Source organism: Flavobacterium sp. FlaQc-48, from assembly GCF_044007335.1.
Lineage (GTDB): Bacteria > Bacteroidota > Bacteroidia > Flavobacteriales > Flavobacteriaceae > Flavobacterium.
Genome location: NZ_JBIPCR010000011.1, coordinates 78260 through 100870 on the forward strand (window position 1 = coordinate 78260; position 22611 = coordinate 100870).

Sequence of the window (22611 nt, forward strand, 5' to 3'; positions counted from 1 at the left end):
ACTGATTTTTAATCCCTTGCAAAATCCGTGTCATGCAGAAACATTCGATAATTACCTATAAATTACTTTTTTCTCTGATTCTCAATCTGATTTTTTGTTCACTGCAAGCCCAGAAAAACCCAATATTGAATATCCCAACCAGACAAGATACCCTGAATGGTTCTATTACTCCCGAACGAATTTGGTGGGATATTCAACATTACGACTTAGCTATTAAACCTGACTATAGCAATAAAACATTAACAGGAACAAATACAATTGAGTATCGCGTTACAAACAAAAAGCATTCAGACTTAATGCAAATTGATTTAGTAAGCCCGCTTAAAATCGACAGTGTTTTTCAAAAAGGCAAAAAAATTCATTATACTCAGGACCAGAATATTTGGTATTTAAAAATCCCACAAAATCAAACTTCTACACATAATAAGATCCTAATATATTATTCAGGCAAACCCACAGCCTCTATAAAACCTCCTTGGGATGGCGGTTTAGTTTGGGCCAGGGATTCATTAAATCGTCCCTGGATGTCGGTTGCCTGCCAATATAAAGGAGCCAGTTTATGGTATCCCTGCAAAAATACAATGTATGATGAACCGGATAAAGGAGCCAGAATTTCTGTTACCGTTCCGGATACATTAGTGGCCATTGCAAATGGACGTTTAAAAAGCAAAACCAAAAATTTGGATCATACTTTAACTTATAAATGGGAAGTTAGAAATCCTATAAGCCATTATGCTATTTCATTTTATGCAGGCAGCTATGTAAACATCAGCCAAATTTATAAGGGCAAAAAAGGAAATCTATCCCTGGATTACTGGATTCTTGATTACAACAAACCAAAAGCAGAAAATCATATGATTCCCGAGGTAAATACTACCTTAAAATCTTTAGAACATTGGTTTGGCCCTTATCCATTTTATGAAGACGGATTTAAAATAGTAGATGCACCATACATTGGCATGGAGCATCAAAGCGCGATTGCATACGGCAGTTCATACAAAAAAGGAACCAATAAAAAAGGCGGAGACATTTCTAATACAGGCTGGGGTAAAAAAACAGATAAAATTATTGTTCATGAAATAGCGCACGAATGGTTTGGCAACAATATTACAGCAATAGATATAGCCGACAGATGGATCCAGGAAGGTTTTGCAGGTTTAGCCGAGGAACTTGTTATAGCTGATATATCCGGAAAACAAGCCGGTAACGAATTTATGTCAGGGAGGTTCAGAACAATAGAAAACGATAAACCCATCATTGCACGATACGGAATAAATGAAGACGGAAGTCAGGATAATTATGTAAAAGGATGGGCAATTCTACACATGATTAAAACGATTATAAATGACGATGCAAAATTTCAGGAAATACTAAAAGGTTTAAACAGCACTTTCTATCATCAGGTTGTTACAACAAATCAGATCGAAAATTATATCAGTTCAACAGCAGGAATTGACTTCAAATATCTTTTTGATCAATATTTACGAACCAGGAATGTTCCGGTTTTTGAATATCAGACAGCTAATGATGAATTGACTTATCGGTACTCAAATTGTAATGAGAATTTTGCCATGCCGATCAAAACAAGCTGGACAAAAGATATCTGGATTTATCCAACAACGACATGGAAATCATTTAAAACAGAAAAACAAAATCTTAAAGCCCCCATAAAAGTTGACATTAATTTTTATATAAACACTAAAGAAATCAAGTAGTGGGAATCTAATTAGGCTTTATATCAAACACAAATTCACTATACGGTTTTCTGTTAAAATTATGTTAAAACAAAATTAAACAACTGTTTAATTTAAACGCTTGTTTAATTTTGTACCCGATTAGAAACAATACTATGTCAAACTTCGAATTAAACGATAAAAAAATTCAGATTCTTGAGGTTGCCGAAAAGCTATTCTCTGAAAAAGGATTCGAAGGAACTTCGATACGAGATATTTCAAAACATGCAAAAATAAATATTGCAATGGTATCGTATTATTTTGGTTCTAAAGAAAGGTTACTAGAAGCCCTAATTATCTACAAAACTTCTGATTTAAAATTACAACTCGAAAATTTATTACAGGAAAATCTCGAACCTATTGAAAAAGTCAATAAATTAATCGAAATTTACATTAACAGAATAAGTTGTAATAAAGGGATTTTCAGAGTTTTACATTTTGAAATCAACGCAAAAAAGAGAGAAAAGAGCTTTATTGCCTTTACAGAATTGAAGAAAGGAAATCTAAAATCTGTTGAAAGTATTATAGCTCAGGGTCAGGCAAAAGGAGTTTTCAGGAAAGATGTTATTATTCCGCTCATTACGCCAACTATAATTGGAACCTTTTTTCATTTTCACATGAACAAACCTTTCTTCGAAGAATTATTGAATCTAAAAACAGAAGCGATGTACAATGATTACATTAAAACCAGTCTTACAAAGCACATTCAACAAACTATAAAAGCTCTACTTGTTTATGAAAATTAATCAATTAATGCTCTTTGGGATTTTCTTTATTGGAATTTCATCAATAGAAGCACAAGAAAAAACAAGTTTAACCTTAGACGAAGCCGTGAAAATGGCCTGGGAAAAAAGTAACGAGGTTACTCTTGCCAATACTAAGGTAAACACAAAAAAATACGAATTACAAGAAGTCAGAAACAATCAGTATCCGGATTTGAAGATTTCCGGACAATACCAGCGATTGACAAAAGCTTCAATCGACATGCACAATAGCGGTGATCAGGCCAGTTCTGACCCAATGCCATCTCCGGATCAGGCAATGCTAGGAATGGCAAATCTTAGCTTACCAATATTTGCAGGATTTAAAATTCAAAATAGCATTAAAGCTTCTGATAACTTATACGAAGCTGAAAGTGCTTACGCTGCCAAAACAAAAGAAGATGTTACCTTACGCGTAATTACGTATTACACTGCCTTGTACAAAGCACAAAAAACTTTAGATCTTTTAAATGAGAATCAGAAACAAGCCAAACAACGTGTTACTGATTTTACAGAATTAGAGAAAAACGGAATCATTCCGAGAAATGATTTATTGAAAGCTCAGTTACTGGTTTCAAAAACGCAATTATCTATTGATGAAGCCAACAACAACATCAATAACATTAACTTCTACCTTACGACTTTATTAAAATTAGAGCCAAGTGTAAAACTTCAGGTTAACGAAGCTGATTTCTTTAATCTAAAAACCAGCAATGCACCAACATCGGATGTACTGGCACTGGAAAACAGAAAAGATTTAGAAGCCATTCGCTTTCAACAAAAAGCCAGTGAAGCAAATGTAAAAATTGCAAAATCAGGTTATTACCCTTCAATTTCATTATTAGGTGGCTACACTGCGTTAGACCTTAAAGATTTCATTACTGTAAAATATGCCATGAATTTTGGACTTGGTTTGTCTTATGATTTATCAGGAATCCTAAAAAACAGTGCAAATGTCAAAGCTGCTGAAAGCAAAGCAACTGAAGTAAAAAACACCGAAGCTGTAATGACGGATCGTATTAAAGTTGAGGTTCAAAAATCTATCGAAGATTACGACCTGGCAATTAATCAAAGTGTGGTATATGATGAAGCATTGCAACAAGCTGCTGAAAACTACAGACTTGTAAAAGATAAATTTGATAACGGTTTATCAGATACCAATGATTTAGTTGAAGCTGATGTGGAGCATTTAAGTGCTAAAATAAATACAGCTTTATCTAAAGCTACTATTATTCAAAAATACTACGAATTACTTTCAGTCTCAGGACAATTATCTCAATCATTCAATCTTTCTAAAATATAATCGATAGCTCTCATGGAAAAGAAAAAAACAAATACTAAATTCATCATTATACTAACCGTATTGATTTTAGTGGGTGGAACTTACGGAATAACAAAATACATGCACTCTTTAGCGCACGAAGAAACGGATGATGCTCAAATTGAGAAAAAAATGAATCCAATTATTCCAAGAGTATCCGGATATATTAGTAAAGTGTATGTAAAAGATAATGACTTTGTAAAAAAAGGAGATACTTTATTTACTATCGATAAAAGAGATTATCAATTAAAAATTGACGAAGCCAATGCTGCTTTATTAGGTGCTGAAGGTCAATACGAAGCTGCAAAAGCTGATATTGGAAGTGCATATGCAAGCATCTCTGTTTCTGATGCCAATATGAGATCTGCAGGTGGTTCTATCGAAAGTGCAAAAATTAGATTGAGACAGCTTACAAACGATTTCAACCGTTACAATAATTTGTACAAGACACATACAATTACAAAACAACAATTTGAGCAGGCCCAGACTGCAAAAGAAGAAGCTGAAAACCAGGTACGTGTTTTAGAACAACAACAAAGAGCAAGTTCTTACCAAAAATCGGTAATTCAATCTAAATCAAAAGTTTCAGATAAACAAACAGAAGTTGCTGCTGCTAACATCAAAAAAGCAAAAACAATGCTAGATGTTGCGCACTTAAACCTTAGCTATACTGTAGTAACTGCAGCAATCGATGGTCAGGTTTCTAAAGTTGATATTCAGCCGGGACAATTGGTTCAGCCGGGACAATCTTTATTTTATATCATCAACAATAACGAAGCATGGGTTGTAGCTAACTTTAAAGAAACACAATTAAACAAAATGATTGTGGGACAAAAAGTAAGCTTAAAAGTTGATGCTTATCCAAACTACGAATTTAAAGGTACTTTAACTTCATTTTCTCCTGCAACAGGATCTCGTTTTTCATTATTACCTCCTGATAATGCAACAGGTAACTTCGTAAAAACAATTCAGAGATTACCGGTAAAAATCAGTTTAGACGAATCAAACGATCCAGAAAAAGTGAAATTACTAAGACCAGGGATGAATGTTGATGTAGATGTACATTTAAAATAAAATAATGACAGCAGTACAAGCAGATGACGATTTAGTAGAATACGGTTATAGACGTGTGATCATTACGATTACTGCAGTACTTTGTGCACTGTTAGAAATTGTAGATACAACGATTGTAAACGTAGCGCTAACAGACATGCGAGGTAGCCTTGGCGCTACTTTGACTGATGTGGCCTGGGTAATTACAGCATACGCAATTGCGAATGTTATTGTAATTCCGATGACGAGTTGGCTTTCGCAGCAATTTGGAAGACGTAATTATTTTGTGGCTTCTATCATAATATTTACAGTCTGCTCCTTTTTGTGTGGTAATGCCAGTAATATTTGGGAACTTGTAGCTTTTAGGTTCGTACAGGGTATGGGTGGTGGTGCCTTGCTGGTAACAGCCCAAACCATTATTACCGAAAGTTATCCCGTAGCAAAACGTGGAATGGCGCAAGCGATTTACGGAATGGGTGTAATTGTGGGGCCAACTTTAGGTCCGCCTTTGGGAGGATATTTAGTAGATAATTATTCGTGGCCTTATATCTTTTATATCAATATTCCATTAGGAATTATCGCTACAATTTTAGCAATTACTTTCGTAAGAAGTCCTAAATACGGAGAGAAATTAAAAGCCAATCAGGTAGACTGGTGGGGAATCATTTTGCTAAGTGCCTTTATTGGATCTTTGCAATTCGTATTAGAACACGGTCAGCAAGATGACTGGTTTAACGACTCTTTAATTGTAACCTTAAGTGTTGTTACGGTTTTAGGACTGGTCCTGTTTATCTGGAGAGAACTCACGTATAAACACCCCATTGTAAACCTAAGTGTTTTAAAAGATGGAAATCTAAGAATTGGGACCGTAATGTGTTTTATCCTGGGTTTCGGTCTATACGGATCTACTTTAATTATCCCAATCTATACGCAATCTATTTTAGGATGGACAGCAACTGATGCGGGGTTATTATTGATTCCGGGTTCGATTACAACGGCAATTATGATGCCTTTTGTGGGTAATATGATTCAGAAAGGGGTACCGCAGGGATATATGGTTGGAGTAGGATTTTTAGTTTTCTTCTTCTTTACTTTTATGATGCAAACCCGTATGACACCTGATACTGGTGTAGAACATATGTACTGGCCTTTAATTTTAAGAGGGATTGGTTTAGGATTACTTTTTGTACCTATTACAACACTTTCTCTTTCTACTTTAAAAGGAAAACATATTGGTGAAGGTGCTGCTTTTACCGGAATGATGAGACAATTAGGAGGATCATTTGGTATCGCTATTATTACCACTTTTATCACCCGTTTAAGCCAGGAACACCGTGTAGATTTATTAACCAATTTAGATCCTGCAAAATATGATGTTCAACAGCGTATTGCAGGAATGCAAAGAGCATTTATGTCTAAAGGATATTCTGCCGATGTTGCCCTTAAAAAAGCATATCAGGCCCTTGAATATTCCGTAATGAAACAAAGTACCGTAATGGCATACATGGATATATTCATGTATTTAGGAATAATGTTTTTATGTTGTATACCGATCATCCTTTTCATTAAAAAAGGAAAGAACAAGATTAATCCTGCTGATGCAATGCATTAATAATAATTGATTTATAATACGGAAAAAGCCGGGCTATTTAGTTAACCCGGCTTTTTTTATTTATAAAATTTCGGAAATATAAATTTAGATCTGAAATGATCATTTGCCATTTGAAAAATTTGAAGTTCCTCCCTAAAATAGGGTCCAGGTCTCCGACTCTCTTTATTACGACGACAAACCTGAAAATTTGCGACATGAATTTCTGAACTCCAAAGAAATCCGCGACGCTGTTTTTTCAGATCACAACAAAACCTTTGTCCCTTTGAATCTTTGCATCTTTGCCCCTCAAAAAAAACTATCTCGTAAACACCAGGTGATTTCCCTCTGAAAGATTGGCATCAAAATGATAACCTTCATAATCGAAACCTTTTAAATCATCGATCGTTTCAGCATTGGTGTCAATAATATAACGTACCATCATGCCTCTTGCCTTTTTAGCAAAAAAACTTATTATCTTTAATTTTCCGTCTTTGTAATCTTTAAAATCCGGTGTAATTACAGGAACTTTTAAAGCTTTAACATCCACTGCCGAAAAATATTCGTTACTCGCTAAATTCACGAATAATTCTCCTTTTTCTAATTCTTTATTTAATGATTTGGTAACGGTTGGCTTCCAGAATTCGTGCAGATTTTTATATTCCCCAACAGGAAGCTTCGTTCCCATTTCTAAACGGTAGGCCTGCATCAAATCTAATGGTTTTAAAACCCCATAAAGCCCGGATAAGATTCGAAGTTTACTTTGCAGCACCTCTAATTTTTCCGGCGGAATTGTATAAGCATCCAAACCTGTGTAAACATCTCCGTCAAAAGTATAAATGGCCGGACGTGCATTCTGTGGTGTAAAAGGCGTTTTCCAGTCCTGATTTCTTTTCCAGTTCAGGTCTGATAATTTATCCGAAATTGACATTAATTCAGACAATTCAGCAGGCTTTTTTTCCTTTAAAACTTTATGCACCTGACGTGCTTCTTTTAAAAAAGATGGTTCTGTATATTGGGTAGTTGGTAATTCCTTTTCGAAATTTAAAGACTTCGCCGGCGATATAACAATTTTCATTTGTGCGTTTTTATAGAATTCAAAAATACAAATTGAATTTCTAAAAATAAGAGATCACAATTGATTTGTTTGATAGCGCCATAAATGTTTTTTTAGTCCCGAATTCTACAAATTTCCCGGATTTTTATTTTTATAAACCCAATAAGATTCGTGCAAATTGATGTTATTCGTGGCAACCATTTCTATTTTGATAAAATTCTGCACTTCAAACTGTCAATTTGTTCAAAAAAGTCAACAATAGATTATAAAAGGCGTTTTCTATGTTGTAAATTTGCAGCTATAAAATTCTAAATAACATTTCAATATAAAATTGAAAGTTGGATTCTAAATAATTAGCCGTGAATTCGGGGCGAAAAAAAATTAGATCATGACCCAATATTATATCAACCGGAAAGTTATCAAAAATGAGAATTTTATTTTATGTTCATAGAAATTTAGGTGGAGGTTTTTCTGAAATCGTTTATAAAGACGCTTTAGAACATGAATTTAGAAAGCAGATATTCCATTTAAAAGAGAAAAAGAATATTTAGTAAATTATAGAGACACACTATAGAATCAGATATTTTATGCTGATTTTGTTTTGTTTGATAAAATTATACTTGAAATAAAATCAAGTGATTTTTTACATCTCAAACCTATTTGCAATGTCTAAATTATCTAAAAGTTTCTAAAACGCATTTGGCACTTTTAGCAAACTTTAATTCTGTCTCACTTGAATACAAACGTATTATTTTATAAAAATTAGTGAATTCGTGGCTATACAAACAAACTATAAAACTGCATTACAAAATAAAATCTTCGAAATAATTTCGAAAGCTTCTCAGGAGCTCAACGTTGAAAGCTATGTTATTGGCGGTTTTGTACGGGATTTACTTTTAAATCGCGGTTCTAAAAAAGACATTGATGTTGTGGCAGTGGGAAGCGGAATTGAATTGGCTCTTAAAGTATCTGAATTGCTTCCTAAAAAACCAAAAGTACAGGTTTTTAAAACTTACGGAACAGCCATGTTGCGTTTTGAAGATACGGATATTGAATTTGTAGGAGCCCGAAAAGAGTCCTATAATTTTGACAGCCGAAACCCAATTGTTGAAAACGGAACTCTGGAAGATGATCAAAATCGCCGTGATTTTACCATCAATGCTTTGGCTTTATCGCTAAACGAAAAAACTTTTGGAGATCTTTCTGATCCTTTTAATGGTTTGGCAGATTTGGAGAGCAAAACGATAAAAACACCTTTAAACCCGGATATTACCTATTCTGATGACCCTTTGCGAATGCTTCGTGCTATTCGATTTGCAACGCAGTTGAATTTTCAAATTGAAGAAAATTCGTTGAATGCCATCACAAAAAATGCAGATCGTATTAAAATTATCTCCGACGAAAGAATCGTAGACGAGCTGAACAAGATTCTTTCTACGCCTAAACCTTCAATCGGTTTTTTACTTTTGTACCAAACCGGGCTTTTAGATATTATTCTGCCCGAACTAACGGCGCTCAATCAGGTGGAAGAAATTGAAGGTCATACACATAAAAACAACTTTTATCACACACTTGAAGTAGTCGATAATATTTGCCCCAACACAGATGATGTCTGGTTACGCTGGTCTGCTTTGCTGCATGATATCGGAAAAGCACCAACAAAACGTTTTAATAAAAAACAAGGCTGGACTTTTCACGGACATGAGTTTTTAGGCGGAAAAATGGCTAAAAAAATATTCGAACGCCTGCACATGCCGCTCAATCACAAAATGAAATTTGTGCAAAAAATGGTTGTTATGAGTTCACGCCCGATTGTTTTGGCAGAGGATATTGTAACCGACAGTGCTGTTCGCCGTTTGGTTTTTGACGCAGGCGAAGATGTTGAAAACCTGATGACTTTATGCGAAGCGGATATTACAACCAAAAATCCGTCGAAGTTTAAAAAATACCATAAAAACTTTGAAATTGTCCGTAAGAAAATTGTCGAAGTAGAAGAACGCGATCATGTTCGTAATTTTCAACCGCCAATCTCAGGAGAAGAAATTATGGAAATATTTGATTTGAAACCTTCACGCGAAATTGGAATTTTAAAAGAAGCCGTAAAAGAAGCCATTTTAGAGGGAGATATTCCAAATGAATATCAGGCTGCTTACGATTTTGTTATTAAGAGAGCTGAAAAACTAGGCTTAAAAAAAGTATAGAGAAATAAGTATTATTTTATAAAATGAAAAAAGAGAATAAATCAGTAATCGTTTGGTTGCTATCAGGCTGTGTTTTATTATTTTTAATGGTTGTTGTGGGAGGAATTACCCGACTAACTAATTCAGGTTTATCAATGACGGACTGGCATTTGGTAACCGATACTTTTCCGCCATTGACGGATGCTAAATGGAACGAAGCTTTCGAACAATATAAGAAATTCCCTGAGTATCAAAAAATTAACATTCACAATGATTTTCAATTATCCGATTATAAATTTATTTACTTCTGGGAATGGTTTCACCGTTTTATTGGCCGAATCATTGGGTTGGTTTTCTTTGTTCCTTTTGTTTATTTCTTAATCAGAAAAAAACTGGATCGTGACACCATCAAAAAGTGTATCGTTCTTCTGGCAATGGGAGGTTTTCAGGGTTTCCTTGGATGGTTCATGGTTCGTAGCGGATTAATTGACAATCCTGATGTTAGTCATTTCAGGCTTTCGCTACACCTTACTTTCGCCTTTATTACTTTTGCCTATACCTTATGGGTAGCATTGGATTTAATTTATCCGGAAAGAAATTTCAACAAAATTGTCCCGCTTCGCAATATTGCACGTTTTGCTTTGATAGCGCTGTTGATTCAAATTATTTACGGTGGCTTTGTTGCAGGTTTAAATGCCGGTTTAATACACAATCACTGGCCATTAATGAGTGACGGACAGTTTATTCATGATTCTGTTTTTATCGAACAATCTACTTTGGTGAAAAACTTAATTGAAGGAAAAAGTGGTGTTCAGTTTGTACACCGGACTTTTGCTTATGTTGTGGTTGCTTTTATCCTTTTCTTATATTACAAAAGCACAAAATTTTCGCTTTCAAGAACTCAAAAAAACGGAGTAAAAACCTTAGTTGTTTTTGTATTTATCCAATTTGCATTGGGTGTTTTTACACTTTTATATAGTGTTCCTCTGGCTTTAGGATTAATTCATCAAATTATGGCTTTCTTCCTTTTAAGCGCCATGACTTTTACTTTGCATCGATTGAGTAAATAATAAAAAGCTTTTTAAAAACAAAAAATCCTTCGTTGAAGGATTTTTTTGTTTTTAATCTATACCAACATAAACCGGATTAAAATTTGCCCCTATAAAATAGATCCAGCTCACGATCCTTTTTGAATGCTACAGGAATGATTGTGGTATTACCCTAACCAATTTTTAAAATCCTGCACTTTCTCTCGGCTTACAATGACCTCATCTTCTTTATAAGAAGGCAAAATTACTTTTAAACGAGAGTTGGTATACACCTGAATTTCTTTTATTGCAGTAAGCGGAACAACATATTTTCTGCTTACGCGAAAGAATTCCTTCTTGTCTAATTCCTGTTCCAGAATTTCTAAAGTCGAGTCTATCAGATAATTTCTATTGTCGAAAGTATGAATGTAAGTTCCTTTGTTTTCACTAAAGAAACATTCGATTTCATCTGTATTAATCACTTTTAAATGCTGTCCTATTTTAACGGTAAACCGTTTTTTGTAGTTCTTCTCAAAAGGATTTGACAGCATTTGGCGTATTTGTTCAAAATCAAGCTGAAGGTTTTGATTTCCTGCATTAGCTTTAGGGATCCTGGCTCTGAATTTAGTAACGGCTACTTCCAGATCATCTTCGTCAATAGGTTTTAAAAGATAATCGATACTGTTTAATTTGAAGGCTTTTAAGGCATATTCATCATAAGCCGTAGTAAAAATAATAGCACTCTGAATGTTTATTTTTTCAAAAATCTCAAACGATAAACCGTCTGACAACTGAATATCCAGAAAAATCAAATCAGGATGTTCATTATTGCTGAACCAATAAATGGATTCCTCTACAGAGTGCAGCATGGTTTCTACAGGAATATCTAACTTTTCCAGTTTTCGTTGCAGTAATCTTGCGGCTGGCTTTTCGTCTTCTATAATTAATGTGGTCATTTAATAAGCGGTAAAAATTGAATTTAAAATTACTCCCATTTATTTTTATTCTGAGATTCTTTCTCCATATATTTTTGGATTTTCTTTTCTTCCCAATCCCTGCTAAAAAACACATCCGGTCCAAAAACCACAAATGCATGAATCAACAGCGCTATTCCCCAATAAAATGCTGTTGAATAAATTTCCCAATTCTGAAAACCTCTCATCACAAAATGGCCATCTACATAAGGTTTATTCAGGCTCGAAATAATGATGATGATATTCACTATAAAATATACCCTTAAATGCGAGTAAAAACCTTTGATTCTTTTTACTTTTCTATATGCTAAATTAAAGCTTTCGTCTGTACTAAACTCGTGCCCGTATTCTTCGTACATCTGTTTTTTATATCGTCGTCCCATTTTATTTTGATTTAATTATTGCCATTTATTTCTTCCTTCTTTCTCTTTTTCCATCAATTCCCTGATTTTTCTTTCTTCCCAGTCTTTTCCAAGAACAGGAAATACTTTAAAAACTTTCAATCCATGAAAAACAACTCCGACTCCCCACCACATTAAAGGCCAGTAAAACCATAAATGATCTGGTGATGTATACAAATTAATAAAAATCAGAACCACATTTATAGCAATAAATGCCGTTAAATTTCCGTAAAACCCTTTAATTTCCTCAACTCTTTTTTTTGCCAGATAATATCTGTCCTCTTCATTTAAATTTACTTCCATGATTACTCCCATTTTGTTTTTTTATTTTTTTTCTCAAGGATACTTTTTACCTTACGTTCTTCCCATTCTTCTCCAAAAATTTTAAAAGAAGCAAATATGTCTATTGCAGAAACTAAGAAGAAAACGGTCCAGACTGCCATTACAAACAGGTTGATATGTTTTAAAGGGAAGAAATTAAACGGAACTCCGAAATATTCCTTCAAGATAAAAAAAATCACGCCTATAACATAAACAAACATGTGCGAATAAAAAGCTTTCAATTTAACCACTTTTTTGGTCGCCATTTTTTGCAATTCAAATTCTTCCTGATCATTGCTAAAACTGTTCTCCATGATTATTTCCAGGTTGGTTTGTTATCTTCTTTTTCTAAAATTTCCCTGATCTTTCGTTCTTCCCATTCTTTATTGTAAAATGGAGAGAATTCAAAAGCTTTCAATCCGTGCAAAACTATTGCCATTCCCCAGCCCATCAATGACCATATAAACCACAAATAACCTGGTGAAGTCATTAGGTTTACAACTATTACAATTGGGTTGCAGAGCAGATAAACCGTCAAATGCTGGTAAAATTTTCTAATTTCTGCTACTTTTTTCTGAGCCTGATAATAGCGTTCCCCCTGAGTATAATTTGTTTCCATCTTTATTTCCAGGTTTGCTTGTTATTTTCTCTCTCTAAAATCTCCCTGATTTTTCGTTCTTCCCAATCTGAGCTGTAACCAAAAACTTTAAAAGCATGCATTACTACTCCAAATCCCCAGCCTAAAGCAGAAAACCAAAACCACTGAAATCCAGGAGAATACCTCAAATTTATAAAAATTAAGAATGGAATTACACAACAATATGAAATAACATTCCCGTAAAAACCTTTTAGTTCTTCTACTCTTTTTTTAGCTCTGAAATAAGCCTTATTTTCATCACTATATTCTGCACTTGTTTCCATAACAGTAATTTGTTTGGTTAAAATTGGAATTTTAACGGTGAAATTTTTCTCATTCTGTTCTATCAATACTTTTCTGTTGGTTACAATCCCGTACCGATTGACGATATTTTGCAATCCAACACCCTGCCTGTCCTGCAAAACTTCCTTTTTCTGAAAATCATTCTGAATGGCCAGATAATCCCCATCAATAAAAATTCTGATATGCAATGGTTTTTGTTCACTTACTACATTATGTTTTACTGTATTTTCCAGTAAAAGCTGCAACGATAACGGAACCACTTTTGCATCCGGATTTATATTTGTGGTTGGCAATTCGTAGAACAAACTATTTTCGAAACGCATTTTCAGCAAATTCATATACGTTTTGGCGAACGACAATTCATCTTCAACCGAAACCAGTTCTTTGTCTTTTTGCTCTAAAACGTAGCGGTAAATTTTTGACAAAGAAGTTGTAAATCGTTGCGCATTGTCCGGATTCTCTTCAATTAAGGAACTTAAAACATTTAAACTATTGAAAAGAAAATGCGGATCGATTTGATTTTTTAAACTTTCGAATTTAGCATTTGCCGTACCTGCAATAATCTTTTGTTGGGTTATTTCAAATTTTGATGCCTGTTTCCATTTTACCATAAAACTTCTGGCTTGAAGGAAAGTCGAAACTCCCAAGGATAAAATGATATAAAAAACATGATTCCAAATCATTCTGTCACTGAAGAACTTCTCTATTGGAAGATTCTGAACTAAAACAAAAATGATATAATTGATTCCTAAAACAGCCGGGACAGTATATAAAACTGTAACCAAAATTCCGTAATAGACCCTTAAATTAGTCTGCTCCAGCCAATCCCATTTTCTATCTAAGAGCACACTTAAAAAACCATTTCCTAAACCAAGTCCAAAAGAATAAAGGCAGCTTAAAAGAAAAGTAAGAACAACGTTTTTTATATTTAAATCTGCCCCTAAAAAAGCGGAGAATATTACTGTAAAGACCATAGAAATCTTGAAACAAATTATTGTTCCACTTTTTAAATCAGCAAATTCGTTTCTATGATCTTTCATTATATTATCAACTTGATTAATTTTATTTTTTACAGTTTTTCTGAACTTCCAAAGCCCGGTCTAATCCCCACTTTGGAGAAAAAGGAGTTGCTGGTTTAAAAGTAGCAAAAAGTTCAATCGCTTTATCAACCTGGGCACATAATGGTTTTGTATCAACACCGGACCATTTTGCCCCTCCTATCTGATAATCAGCTTCACCAAAAACGATTCTTGGATTATTTGGGTCTATTGCTTTTCCTTTTGCGTAAGCTTCCATCACTTTAGCCGAATATTTCATTCCGTTTGTCATTGGATCCGCTACTACCCAGGCTGTGTAAATCAAAGCCTGCATGGCATACAACTCGGCATTGTTTTGATCTTTTATCAATTCGACATCTAATGCATCTTGTGCTTTTGTCAGTAATAAATCAATCTTTGTTTTGTCTTTTTCACTAAACGCCGATGTAGTGTTGATTAAGGCTACATAATAATTAGGCAAATAACTTGTTTTTTCTGCTGCTGCAATTCTTTCAAACAATGCCGAAGCTTCAGTACTTTTTCCTTCTTTCCAAAGCCCGAAAGCTTTTCCCATTCCTTGTTCAAATTGTGTTTGAGCAGATAATAAACTGCAAATAAATAAAGTAAGCATTGTAATAATTTTGGTCATGATTTCTTGTTTTAAGGTTGTTTTTTTAGTTTTTAAGGTTCTGAGATCTAAGTCTCTAAGTTTTTTTTATTGATGATTAAAACGCTGTTTGTTGTTCTGATTTTTAAAGAGTTAAGTAGCGAAGTTCTTTTCTTAGTGACTTAAAATCTTAGCAACTTATTATTTATACTTCAAAAGTAGGTTGCTTTTTATTGTTTTAAAATTAAATGATACTGAGTTGTTGATTTTTGCTACTGAATTGTTTTTTCGCTAAGGCTCAAAGGTTCAGAGAAACAAAGGTTCAAAGGTTTTTTGAATTTCAAGGAGCTAACCTTTGTCCCTCTGAACCTTTGTCACTTTGTACCTAATCCTAAAGATTCTTCAACTGATTCTCATTTTTATTATCACTAATCGTCCAGAAGAAACCTACAAAGAAAAAACGGTCTGCGGTTGGTACAACGGCTTGTCTTTGGTATACGCCACTTGGGTCTGGTAATTTAGCATAATCGTATCCAAAAACATTTTGAGTCCCTAATACATTTGAAACTGAGAAATACAGGATTTTTTGTGTCGTTACTAAATAAGCCCAGTTAAAGCTTAAACTGTTGTATGATTTTGTTTTTCCGTTCATGAATTGCGCCTGGTTAGGATCATTATACGGACGTCCTGAACTGTAACTGTTCGTGAAACCTATTTGGGATTTCCAATCCGTAATAAAATATTTAGTTACAACAGACAAGCTGTGATTGGCAATGAAATTTGGAGTTGCCATGGTTGGAAAATTCTTGTATTGTCTCTCAGAATCGATGTAAGAATAAGAAATCCAGTATTCTAAGTTTTTATACAAATTGCTGTCCCTCCAAAACAAATCTAAGCCTTTTGCATATCCCGAGCCGTTATTATTGAAAACCGAATTGTATTGAATATCTCTTGTATTGTACTGAACCAAATTGCTGTAATCTTTATAATAAGCTTCGGCCCTAAAGGTTTGTCCCGGTTTTGTAAACTGGTAATTCAAAATATAATGTCTTGCTTTTTCGCTTTCAAACTGATGGTATTTTGAATATTTAATATAATCTACCACAGGAGTTTGGGAGAAATCACCGTAAGCAAATGAAAACTGACTGCTTTTTGAAACTTTATAGGCAATTGAAGCCCTTGGCGCAATATTAGTTTCGTCTAACAAACTATTATTTGAAAGTCTTAAACCTACTTTCATCGCCAGGTTTTTCGAGAACAAAATATCTCCTTCTGTATAAAAAGCGGCAATATTTGAATTATAGCCGTTGGCTGTTTTTATGGAAACATTATCATCAAAATTTTCATTGAATTTGGTGATAAAATAATCTGCTCCGAAAGACAATTTAAAGTAGTTGGAAATATTTTTTCTTAATTTTAATTTCAGCTGGGCAGCATTTTCATTGTTATCGACATCGTTAATGTCATATTTAACTTTGTTTTTGCTATACCCATAACTAATTCCTGATGTAATTTGCCAGCCGGTTCCAAAATCGCCTTTGTAAGAGGCATTCAGATAGAAATTATTATTGTTTAAATCGGTTCTGACCGGATTTACAAAATTTACATTTTTCTGGTTTAAGTCAAATCTTTCAGCATCAAAAGCGGCATAAAATTTAAATATCCCTCTTTCAAAATGATAGCGGTATACGGCTTCTCCCCCCAAAGACTGATACGGATTGTTCCAGTCTACATTTTGAGGAATTACGGCCTGATAAGGCGCCAGATTTATATAATTAGTATTAATGCTAAAGGAACTTTTTTTCCATTTTTGCGTATTTCCGACTCCTAAACCTACCGTCATTAAGGCAATATCTGTTTTATTCTGATCCGGTTCATCCTGAGTATTTAATAATAGAACACTTGACAAAGCTTCGCCATATTCGGCAGAATAACCTCCGGTAGAAAATGCAATTCCACTAAACAAAAATGGCGAAAATCTGCTACGGGTTGGTAAATTGTTCGTGGTTGCGCCATAAGGTTGTGCTACTCGAAGTCCGTCTACAAAAGTTTGCGTTTCGCTGGCTTCGCCTCCACGAACAAACAAACGTCCGTCTTCGCCAACAGTTTGTGTTCCCGGTAAAGTTTGTAAAGCAGCTATAATATTTCCGGCAGAACCTGCTGTGGTTACAATATCTAAAGGTTTTAAAACCGAAACTCTTGCTTTATCGCCGGATTCTAACGTTCCGGCAGTAATAACAACAGCATCAAGTGCATTTACGTTTTCTCTCAGTTTTACGCTTTGATCCTTAAAATTCGTTACATCGATTTCTTTTTTGAACGTTTCATAAAGCAAAAAACTCACTACTAAAGTCTTATTCCCTGTCTCCGATGTTTCAAAAGAAAAATCCCCTGTTTCAGAGCTAGTCGCTCCGTCATAAGTTCCATCAATATAAATATTAGCGCCCGGAACCGGTTTCCCTTTTTGATCCAGAACTTTTCCGGAAATAATATTTTGAGCAAAGGTAAAAGTACTTAGTAATAATAAAATAAAAGTAATCCTGGTTTTCATGATCTTGGTTTTTGATGGAGCAAATGTATTTTAACATTTCCTGTTAAAAAATATATAATAACCCAATTGTAGAATTTCATGGATGAGTTGTAAAATACTTTATTTGTATATTAGCTTTCAGTACGCCACTATTAAGACAAAACATAAATGAACATAGGGATTGCACAGATAAAACCTTCCAAAGGAGACATTTCATCCAATATAGAAAGGCACATCAAATTTATAGAACTGGCCTCTTCACTACAAGCAACTTCAGTATTTTTTCCTGAACTTTCTTTAACAGGCTATGAGCCAGAACTAGCCAGAGATCTTGCGACATATCAGGACGATCATCGACTGGATACCTTTCAGCAAGCCAGCAACAGCAAAAACATTACAATTGGAGTGGGAATCCCGACAAAATCTGATAACGGAATTCAAATTAGTATGGTTGTATTTCGACCGCATCAGGGAAGGCTTACCTATTCTAAACAACAACTTCATGAAGATGAATTTCCATATTTTGAAAAAGGAAATGAACAACTCATAATTGAAATAGAAAACCAGAAAATTATTCCGGCTATTTGTTATGAAAGTTTACAAACACCACATGCAGAAAAAGCAACTCAACTGGGAGGTGAAATCTATCTCGCCAGTGTAGCCAAATCTCAAAACGGAGTAGAAAAAGGGTTTAAACATTATCCTCAGGTTGCAAAAAAATATGCAATGCCCGTTTTAATGGCCAATTGTATTGGAGAATGTGATAATTTTGTAAGTGTTGGATTTAGTACTGTCTGGACAAAAGAAGGAAAATTAGTTGGACAGCTTGATAATGAAAACGAAGGCATTATCATTTTTAATACCAAGACCGAAAAGATTATAAAACAGATTTTATAAAAAAATCATTTTATAACTTTGATAATCACTAAAATCAGAAATTTAATTTAAGAGATAATAATTTTATAAGATATGTCAGAAAGCAAAAGAGTTTCAAATTTATATCAATCCATTTATAATGGAAATCCGTGGCTGGAGGTAACTTTGGCACGTACTTTAGAAAATGTAACAGCCGAACAGGCTTACAGGAAAATAAACCCAAAATTAAATACCATTTGGGAAATTGTCAACCATCTTATACAATGGAGAAGGAACATTTTAAGACGTATGCAGGGAGAAACAGTTATAACTCCGGATCATAATTATTTTGTTCCTATTTTGGATTCATCAGAGGCTTCCTGGGAGCAATCGCTTCAAAGTCTTGGAAAATCACAAGAATTGTGGGATGCTTTTTTTGAGGATTTTGAGGATCAGGATTTTGAAAAAATTTACCCTCATAACAATCATACCTATTACGAACACATACATGGCATTATTCAGCATGACGTTTATCATTTGGGACAGATTGTTATTTTGAAGAAACTTTTGTAATAATTAGAAACTGAAGGCGGAATTTTTCCAATTATCGTACTTGGTTTTTTAGCAGGGGTAGCAGTTTATCATGCAATTAATTAATCATTTGTTAATTAGGAGTATTAAAAAACAGGTATTCTAAAGAAGGATACCTGCTTTAATTTTATCGAATTTCATTATTTTTAAATTAAAAATTTTCTATCTTCAAATCATATATTTTTTCATAGTAAATAAATCATTCAAAATCAATAAATGATGTTATTCAACTTATTAATAAAAAACAGCAAAAAGACACAAAATCATTCATGAAAACTGAAAAAGAAAAAATGATCGCCGGTGAATATTATATTGCGGGAGATCCTGTTTTAGTAAAAGACCGTCGAAAAGCAAAAAACCTATTGCATCGTTTAAATGTAACCGAGTACCGGGTAACTAAAAAAGCCAAAGAAATTTTAAAAGAACTAATTCCAAATGCCGGAAAAGGCTTTTATATTGAACCTCCGTTTCACTGTGATTATGGATACAATATTGTTTGCGGCGAGAACGTTTATTTCAATGTAAACTGTGTGGTTTTAGACTGTGCACCTGTTACCATTGGATCAAATGTATTTTTTGCACCAAATGTTCAGATTTATACCGCATCTCACCCGCTTGACGCTGAATTGAGAAAATCACTAGAAAATGCCTTACCCATTTCTATTGGAGACGATTGCTGGATTGGAGGAAATTCTGTTATTTGTCCGGGCGTAACAATTGGAAAAGGCTGCGTTATTGGAGCCGGATCTGTAGTAACAAAAGACATTCCGGACAACTCATTGGCTGTTGGAAATCCGGCGAAAGTAATTCGAAAATTAAATCAGGAACCTGAATCAAAATAAACAATGCTTACCTTAAATAAAATTCATCATATTGCCATCTTATGTTCTGATTATCAAAAATCAAAAACTTTTTATACTGAAGTTTTAGGCCTGACTATTATCAGAGAAATCTACAGAGAAGAACGTCAGTCTTATAAACTGGATCTCGCTTTGAATGGTACTTATGTTGTCGAATTATTTTCATTCCCAAATCCTCCGCAACGGCCTTCCAGACCTGAAGCTGTTGGCTTGCGTCATCTGGCGTTTGAAGTCATTAATCTGGAAGAAACTATTGCTTTTTTAGATACCAAAAATATCGAATCAGAACCTATAAGAGTTGATGAAACAACTGAAAAACGATTTACTTTTATCGCGGATCCTGATTTATTGCCTATTGAGTTTTATGAGCGATAGAAAGTAAGATTCAGAGTTGCAAAGGCTCAAAGGGATAAAGGTTTTCTCATTTTATGTCATTTCGACGTAAGGAGAAATCACACTATCCCGAAGTTTCGGGACGCAAAGAAATGTCGTCAACCTTTGTCGATCGGCTAGTGTGATTTCTCGTTCCTCGAAATGACAAACAATGCCTTTATACCATTGGTTTTAAATTAAATTTATTTTCCTTGACTGATTGATTTTACACCCCATAATAAAAAAATACACTGAAAGATTTTTCCTGTTTTTATTCATTTTAACACATTATATTGCGTTTTTTCTATAAAAAACCGAATTTGATACTTAATTTTGTAATCCACATAAAAAATGTGGTACTACAAATTTACTTCTGATGAACAAAACGGCGCAAATCAAAAAGAATCATCAATTCATTGTCCTTCAAAAATTAGTTATCGTTTCTATTTTAATTGGCTTTTTATCTGCCTTTTTAGGAATCTCACTAAAAAAGATTACCGAATATTACGAAGAAATTTTCTTTCATGAAGTCACGGTAAATCCTGTTTTTTATATCATTTTTCCTGTTTTCGGGTTATCTGTAATTTATTTTCTGAGACAATATCTTTTTAAGAAAAAAGAAAACAAAGGCATCAAAGAAGTTTTTGAAAGCACCAAATCAAATTCAAAAAATTTACCTTCATACAAAATTCCTTCACACTTTATAAACGGTTTATTGACTGTTGTTTTTGGAGGTTCAACAGGAATAGAAGTTTCGACTGTTGTGGCCACTGCAACTATTGGTTCTGTCGCTCAACAAAAAGAAAATGTCTTTCGTAAATACAAAACTGAGCTAATTTGTGCTGGTGTTGCTGCAGGAGTCACAGCTTTATTCAGCAGTCCGATTGCCGGGATTTTATTTGCCCTCGAAGTAATTTCACGAAAAGTTACCCGTGCTTTTATTATTTCAAATGTCATTGCGGTTTCAATTGCTTTTGGATTACTTTCGATCTTAAAAGAAGAGCCTTTATTTGCTGTTTCGATTACCACCTGGCATCTAAAAGCGATTCCGTATTTTATTCTTTTGGGCATTTTGGCCGGAATAAATTCCGTTTACTTAACACGTTGTGTACTGTTTTTTAAATCTCAATTTTCAAAAATAGAGGTACATTATTATAAAATCTTAATTGGTTCAGTCGTTTTAAGTGTTTCGTTATTTGTTTTTCCTCAATTATACGGAGAAGGATATCATGCCATTAAAGGCATCTTTGAAAATTCGACCGAAATTCCGTTAACCCTGACTTTAGCTTTTACTTTCGTTGGAATCTTAGTTCTGAAACCAATTGTAACTTCTATAACATTAGCTTCGGGCGGTGACGGTGGTGTTTTTGCTCCCAGTCTTTTTATTGGAGCGTTCTTAGGTTTGTTACTGGCATCTGTGTTAAATACCCTATTTCACGTCAATGTAATTCCGGTAAACTTTATGATAATTGGTATGGCAGCCGTTTTAAGCGCCAGTATTCATGCGCCATTTACCGCAATATTCCTGGTTTGCGGATTAACAAACGACTATACCTTATTTCTGCCCATTCTTGTCGTTTGCCTGATATCTAAGTATACGGCAAAAATGATTTACCCTTATACTGTATACAGCTATTCCCCAAGCCTGACCAAATAAAAAAATAAATTTTCGCTACAATTACAAATTCATGCAGATTATTACTCATCCTGAATCAGAAATCTGTCGCACAAAATAAATATTTTAAAAATTCATGCCTGTTCAAAAAATAAAAAGAGGTTACCGCAAAACACGTTACATCCTTTATAAAGAAACTTTAATCGATTATAAAGAACACTTTTGGTCTTTTTTAGGATCATTTGTTGGTATCGGAATTTTGGCTTATCTGGAATCCATACATTTTTCGGGTAGCGATGTGGTTTATCTAATTGGTTCTTTTGGAGCTTCGGGTGTTTTAATTTACGGAATTATCCAAAGTCCATTTTCACAACCAAGGAACCTAATTGGCGGACATGTTATTTCGGCTTTAATAGGGGTAACCGTCAACAAATTAGTGCCTGATATTATCTGGATCTCTGCTCCGCTTGCAGTTTCACTTTCGATTATTTTCATGCAAATAACCAAAACCCTGCATCCTCCCGGAGGTGCAACAGCTCTTATTGCCGTTACAGGTTCTGCTCAGATAAAAGCATTGGGTTATATGTATGTGATTTCACCGGTATTAGTGGGTGTACTGATCTTATTTCTGACAGCGCTTATTTTTAACAATATGACTTCGGGCAGAAGTTATCCAAGTCATAGTACTTACCACAAACATTACCATAAAATCAGAAAGAGACTAAGCAGGAAATAATCATTTCTTTTACACAATTGTCAATCTGGGCGAAGAAGACTCACCAATTAC

Annotated in this window: 24 protein-coding genes; 15 read left to right on the forward strand and 9 right to left on the reverse strand. The window is 34.2% G+C overall.

The genetic code is table 11. The annotated features are described in order from the left end of the window. Nucleotides 1-32 precede the first annotated feature (32 nt). From ACHRWY_RS17330 to ACHRWY_RS17350, 5 genes are all read left to right on the forward strand, one after another. Nucleotides 33-1715 (forward strand): M1 family metallopeptidase, encoded by a 1683-nt coding sequence (locus ACHRWY_RS17330; RefSeq protein WP_395356353.1) that lies wholly within the window; start codon nucleotides 33-35, stop codon nucleotides 1713-1715. A gap of 134 nt (nucleotides 1716-1849) precedes the next feature. Then, nucleotides 1850-2479, forward strand: a complete 630-nt coding sequence (locus ACHRWY_RS17335) for a TetR/AcrR family transcriptional regulator (RefSeq protein WP_395356354.1) — start codon at nucleotides 1850-1852, stop codon at nucleotides 2477-2479. After that, nucleotides 2469-3797 (forward strand): TolC family protein, encoded by a 1329-nt coding sequence (locus tag ACHRWY_RS17340; protein ID WP_395356356.1) that lies wholly within the window; start codon nucleotides 2469-2471, stop codon nucleotides 3795-3797. Before ACHRWY_RS17335 ends, ACHRWY_RS17340 begins: the two co-directional genes overlap by 11 nt. 12 nt (nucleotides 3798-3809) lie before the next feature. Next, complete coding sequence (locus tag ACHRWY_RS17345; RefSeq protein WP_395356357.1) at nucleotides 3810-4889, forward strand: HlyD family secretion protein; 1080 nt, start codon at nucleotides 3810-3812, stop codon at nucleotides 4887-4889. 4 nt (nucleotides 4890-4893) lie between these two features. Continuing rightward, nucleotides 4894-6480: an MDR family MFS transporter gene (locus ACHRWY_RS17350; RefSeq protein ID WP_395356359.1), complete on the forward strand. Its 1587-nt coding sequence runs from the start codon at nucleotides 4894-4896 to the stop codon at nucleotides 6478-6480. 295 nt (nucleotides 6481-6775) lie between these two features. Here the strand turns inward: ACHRWY_RS17350 and yaaA are convergent, their stop codons facing one another. Next, entirely contained in the window at nucleotides 6776-7534 is a 759-nt protein-coding gene (gene yaaA, locus ACHRWY_RS17355) for a peroxide stress protein YaaA (protein WP_395356361.1), read from the reverse strand. A gap of 404 nt (nucleotides 7535-7938) precedes the next feature. On the opposite strand from yaaA, the gene ACHRWY_RS17360 reads away from it, so the two are divergent. The 4 genes from ACHRWY_RS17360 to ACHRWY_RS17375 all read left to right on the forward strand — a co-directional run bounded on the left by ACHRWY_RS17360 (nucleotide 7939) and on the right by ACHRWY_RS17375 (nucleotide 10763). Next, nucleotides 7939-8064: a GxxExxY protein gene (locus ACHRWY_RS17360; RefSeq protein WP_395356362.1), complete on the forward strand. Its 126-nt coding sequence runs from the start codon at nucleotides 7939-7941 to the stop codon at nucleotides 8062-8064. 109 nt (nucleotides 8065-8173) lie between these two features. Further along, on the forward strand, nucleotides 8174-8272 hold the full coding sequence (locus ACHRWY_RS17365; RefSeq protein ID WP_395356363.1) for a GxxExxY protein: 99 nt from the start codon (nucleotides 8174-8176) through the stop codon (nucleotides 8270-8272). Nucleotides 8273-8286: 14 nt separating this feature from the next. Continuing rightward, nucleotides 8287-9714, forward strand: coding sequence for a CCA tRNA nucleotidyltransferase (locus ACHRWY_RS17370; protein WP_395356364.1), 1428 nt, complete (start codon nucleotides 8287-8289; stop codon nucleotides 9712-9714). 23 nt (nucleotides 9715-9737) lie between these two features. Next, nucleotides 9738-10763 (forward strand): COX15/CtaA family protein, encoded by a 1026-nt coding sequence (locus ACHRWY_RS17375; protein ID WP_395356365.1) that lies wholly within the window; start codon nucleotides 9738-9740, stop codon nucleotides 10761-10763. A gap of 146 nt (nucleotides 10764-10909) precedes the next feature. On the opposite strand, the gene ACHRWY_RS17380 is transcribed toward ACHRWY_RS17375, so the two are convergent. The 8 genes from ACHRWY_RS17380 to ACHRWY_RS17415 form a co-directional block, all read right to left on the reverse strand. Beyond that, nucleotides 10910-11677 (reverse strand): LytR/AlgR family response regulator transcription factor, encoded by a 768-nt coding sequence (locus ACHRWY_RS17380; RefSeq protein ID WP_395356366.1) that lies wholly within the window; start codon nucleotides 11675-11677, stop codon nucleotides 10910-10912. A gap of 29 nt (nucleotides 11678-11706) precedes the next feature. Then, nucleotides 11707-12078, reverse strand: a complete 372-nt coding sequence (locus tag ACHRWY_RS17385) for a 2TM domain-containing protein (protein WP_395356368.1) — start codon at nucleotides 12076-12078, stop codon at nucleotides 11707-11709. A gap of 15 nt (nucleotides 12079-12093) precedes the next feature. Beyond that, the gene (locus tag ACHRWY_RS17390; protein WP_395356369.1) at nucleotides 12094-12399 is read right to left on the reverse strand and encodes a 2TM domain-containing protein; all 306 of its coding nucleotides are present in this window, start codon (nucleotides 12397-12399) and stop codon (nucleotides 12094-12096) included. A 2-nt stretch (nucleotides 12400-12401) separates the two neighbouring features. Continuing rightward, nucleotides 12402-12731, reverse strand: coding sequence for a 2TM domain-containing protein (locus ACHRWY_RS17395; protein WP_395356370.1), 330 nt, complete (start codon nucleotides 12729-12731; stop codon nucleotides 12402-12404). 2 nt (nucleotides 12732-12733) lie between these two features. Beyond that, a complete protein-coding gene (locus ACHRWY_RS17400; protein WP_395356371.1) occupies nucleotides 12734-13036 on the reverse strand; it encodes a 2TM domain-containing protein in 303 nt (100 codons plus the stop codon). A 2-nt stretch (nucleotides 13037-13038) separates the two neighbouring features. Further along, nucleotides 13039-14397 carry a 2TM domain-containing protein gene (locus ACHRWY_RS17405; RefSeq protein WP_395356373.1) on the reverse strand — a complete coding sequence of 453 codons (1359 nt, stop codon included), beginning with the start codon at nucleotides 14395-14397 and terminating at the stop codon, nucleotides 13039-13041. A gap of 22 nt (nucleotides 14398-14419) precedes the next feature. Further along, a complete protein-coding gene (locus ACHRWY_RS17410) occupies nucleotides 14420-15043 on the reverse strand; it encodes a hypothetical protein (protein ID WP_395356375.1) in 624 nt (207 codons plus the stop codon). Between the two features lie 349 nt (nucleotides 15044-15392). Next, nucleotides 15393-17552, reverse strand: coding sequence for a TonB-dependent receptor domain-containing protein (locus ACHRWY_RS17415; protein ID WP_395356376.1), 2160 nt, complete (start codon nucleotides 17550-17552; stop codon nucleotides 15393-15395). Between the two features lie 147 nt (nucleotides 17553-17699). Between ACHRWY_RS17415 and ACHRWY_RS17420 the strand changes: the two genes are divergently transcribed. From ACHRWY_RS17420 to ACHRWY_RS17445, 6 genes are all read left to right on the forward strand, one after another. Continuing rightward, nucleotides 17700-18428: a carbon-nitrogen hydrolase family protein gene (locus tag ACHRWY_RS17420; protein ID WP_395356378.1), complete on the forward strand. Its 729-nt coding sequence runs from the start codon at nucleotides 17700-17702 to the stop codon at nucleotides 18426-18428. A 72-nt stretch (nucleotides 18429-18500) separates the two neighbouring features. After that, nucleotides 18501-18959, forward strand: coding sequence for a DinB family protein (locus tag ACHRWY_RS17425; RefSeq protein WP_395356379.1), 459 nt, complete (start codon nucleotides 18501-18503; stop codon nucleotides 18957-18959). A gap of 287 nt (nucleotides 18960-19246) precedes the next feature. After that, complete coding sequence (locus tag ACHRWY_RS17430) at nucleotides 19247-19819, forward strand: sugar O-acetyltransferase (RefSeq protein ID WP_395356381.1); 573 nt, start codon at nucleotides 19247-19249, stop codon at nucleotides 19817-19819. Between the two features lie 3 nt (nucleotides 19820-19822). Beyond that, nucleotides 19823-20212, forward strand: a complete 390-nt coding sequence (locus ACHRWY_RS17435) for a VOC family protein (RefSeq protein ID WP_395356383.1) — start codon at nucleotides 19823-19825, stop codon at nucleotides 20210-20212. 373 nt (nucleotides 20213-20585) lie between these two features. Beyond that, on the forward strand, nucleotides 20586-21866 hold the full coding sequence (locus ACHRWY_RS17440; protein ID WP_395356385.1) for a chloride channel protein: 1281 nt from the start codon (nucleotides 20586-20588) through the stop codon (nucleotides 21864-21866). A gap of 94 nt (nucleotides 21867-21960) precedes the next feature. After that, nucleotides 21961-22560, forward strand: coding sequence for an HPP family protein (locus ACHRWY_RS17445; RefSeq protein ID WP_395356387.1), 600 nt, complete (start codon nucleotides 21961-21963; stop codon nucleotides 22558-22560). Nucleotides 22561-22611 lie beyond the last annotated feature (51 nt).